Source organism: Endozoicomonas sp. ONNA2, from assembly GCF_024606365.1.
Classification (GTDB): domain Bacteria; phylum Pseudomonadota; class Gammaproteobacteria; order Pseudomonadales; family Endozoicomonadaceae; genus Endozoicomonas.
Window position 1 is genome coordinate 1 of record NZ_JAHHPO010000466.1, and the last position, 2,496, is coordinate 2,496.

The following is a 2,496-nucleotide window of genomic DNA, read 5'->3' on the forward strand; positions in this document are numbered from 1 at the left end:
CTCTATGTCATGACGTACGATCAGTGGTAATCAGGTAATTTTTTAGCCGCTACAGGCTCTTTTTCAAAAGTTCCATTTTCTCTGACTGCCCGTATCAGGTTTGTTTTAGTTTCAACAACCTGGCCAGATCCGGCATCACCACCGGCGGCTCGTCCACTTTCAACCGATTGGCTTTTTGCACCGCCTGTTTCAGTGGCGGAACTTCAGTAGCTTCTGATCCTGCCCGGTCCTGGCTTGTTGGTTCATTACGGGTAAAAGGTGCTCGTTCACCTCTGGCCTCCATATTGCGATTGGTGGCGCTGATAAAATCCGCTTTGCCCGCAGGTGCAGAACCAAACAAATCTGCACCACCCCTGGCGGCTTCGTTTTCTAATTGCTGGCCAAGATCTTTTAACACCTCGCCCATGCGCTGGCTACTGCGTAAATTGGCATCCAGAAAAGTGGCCAGCTCTTCGGTAATCGGGTCAACCGACTCCAGCAAACTGCCCTGGCTGATAATTTCCGACAGTGACTGATTCTCACGCCGACTTTGTCGCACCAAATCAACCGCTTCGAGCAAATTGGAGATAAAATCGCTTTTTGGTGGCAAACTGCCCGTGGCCCGGGCTCTGGCAAAAGTAAGTGCTGCTTTTGTTAAGGCAGCGACCATATTACGGGCAGCTTCGCCTTTCATATCCACATCAGTTGTTTCAGACATTAACGACAATAGCCGATCATCGTCACAGGCTTTTTTAAAAATAGCAGCCTGCACACGCTGAACTAATACCTGATTGGGGCGATTGTTGTTGTCAAACAAACTAGCAACGTCTTCTAATCCAACGCTTTTAACAAACCGATGCAGGAAGTCAAGGTTAGACTCTGCTGCAATATTGCCATTTTCTCCGGGGGCAAACATGATGATATCGTCATCCGTTAACCGGCTGGCGTCTATCTTGGCTTGTTCTGTTGGCGAATATCCCGCCTGTTCCCGATCATTGGCCTCTTTGGTGTATCGTATCCGTTCCTCATCGCTCATTGGTGTTGTTCGCTTACGAACCAATACGGGCTTATTCATGCCATCCACAACCGCTGAATCAATGCCAAACCGCTCAGCATTATCCTTTAGCCATTGACGATACTGGCCAGAACGTCCCTGATCCCCTTGAGCATAAGCCAATCGTAATGCCAGAATCCGACCATTACCCGATTCCACCAAACCATCATCACCAATGATCGGCGCACCATCCGAAGCTTTAGGAGAACTGCCAAGCCATGCAGGTTCCAGGTTATTGGCAATTTCCCTGATTTGCGCTTCGCTGGTAATTTTGGTTCTGTCCCTTGGCTGCAAAGCTTTTGGGTAATCCGGGTTAACAACGCCATTGCCTAAATGAGAAGTACTCAGATCATCTGCATCAACCAGCTCAAATGCCACATCAAACTGAGTGCCTTTTTTGGTGGAAACCCGCTCAGTAATTTTGCCAGTTCCTGATGTTGCTGAAGTGCCTACAGCGGATTGCTCACTCCCCGAAACAACCGGCGCAACTTCGCCCGTTCCAGGTCGTGCAGCGGACTGGGTTTCAGCGGTAATATCGGTTGGCGGGGTTTGGCAGCCGGGGTGCTTCCCGCAGTCTGGGTAACGGGTTCTGTGCCTCCAAAGTCAGAGGTGTCAAAACTAATAACGTCGGCTTTGTCCTGTTCAGCTCGTGATAGTTCATGGGTGGACTCCAGATCAGGAAGATCAATAACGCTCTCGCGCCTGGCGCGAGCCAGTAAGCGACCATCGTCAGTTTTCTCAATAGTTAACAAGTCATTTAAATACCTATTAACATCACTCCCATAACCTTGCGCTTTCGCCTCTTTTTTTAACTGGCTTTCAAATCGCTTGTCTTTTGCCATTTCCCGCCAGCGAACTAACTGGATACTTTGCCTCCTGTTGCTGTTAAAAAAGTCGCTTGGCCCGCTCATCAGCCACCACTTCCGGATCATCAGAATTCAACCGTTCTTCATCCGGGGCAAAGGCATAATTCATGGTCAGGCCCTTGGCTACCCCACGACCAAACACACTTCCTCTCTGGGTATACTGACCAAACCGTTCATCCCCAACAATTTGATAGGGGTTCATAAACAAATTTTCTTTCGCAAATTGTTTAGCCTGTTCTTCTTCTGCCAAAGCTGCCTGGTTCAGCTTTTGCAATTCATCTCGGGTTAACCGGGCGATTTGTAACTGGGTACGAATCTCAGGGGTTAACCGGGGTTCAATATGTAAAGAAATTTGCGCTTCCTGTTCCGGACTCAATCGTCCGGTTTCCAACTGGTTCAAAATGCTGCCCAGCTTGCTGCCACGCAAATGGTAAGGAGTCGTCTAAAAATAACTTTCCCATTTTAAACTCAGTGTTCCTGATGATTGCGGTGGAGCATCTGAATATGCGGAAGTTATTTACAGACAATGCCTTAATGTCTACCCCGGGAGGCTGTCCGAGAATAGCGCCCGTAGCGAGGATGGCAGAAAATTGAGGA

3 protein-coding genes are annotated in these 2,496 nt (G+C 48.8%); all 3 read right to left on the bottom strand.

What is annotated here, in order from left to right:
- Nucleotides 1–94: 94 nt before the first annotated feature.
- From KDK14_RS08425 to KDK14_RS08435, 3 genes are read right to left on the bottom strand one after another with little or no spacing between them, the layout of a single operon-like run.
- Complete coding sequence (locus KDK14_RS08425; protein WP_373691051.1) at nt 95–1,567, bottom strand: hypothetical protein; 1,473 nt, start codon at nt 1,565–1,567, stop codon at nt 95–97.
- Entirely contained in the window at nt 1,483–1,944 is a 462-nt protein-coding gene (locus tag KDK14_RS08430) for a hypothetical protein (protein WP_257264649.1), read from the bottom strand. Before KDK14_RS08430 ends, KDK14_RS08425 begins: the two co-directional genes overlap by 85 nt.
- Nucleotides 1,919–2,299 carry a hypothetical protein gene (locus KDK14_RS08435; RefSeq protein WP_257264651.1) on the bottom strand — a complete coding sequence of 127 codons (381 nt, stop codon included), beginning with the start codon at nt 2,297–2,299 and terminating at the stop codon, nt 1,919–1,921. The genes KDK14_RS08430 and KDK14_RS08435 overlap by 26 nt, the downstream gene beginning before the upstream one ends.
- Between the last annotated feature and the right edge of the window lie 197 nt (nt 2,300–2,496).

Coding starts and splice junctions, on each gene's coding strand:
- KDK14_RS08430 (WP_257264649.1), bottom strand. CDS start 1,944: ATGAGCGGGCCAAGCGACTTTTTTAACAGCAACAGGAGGCAAAGTATC.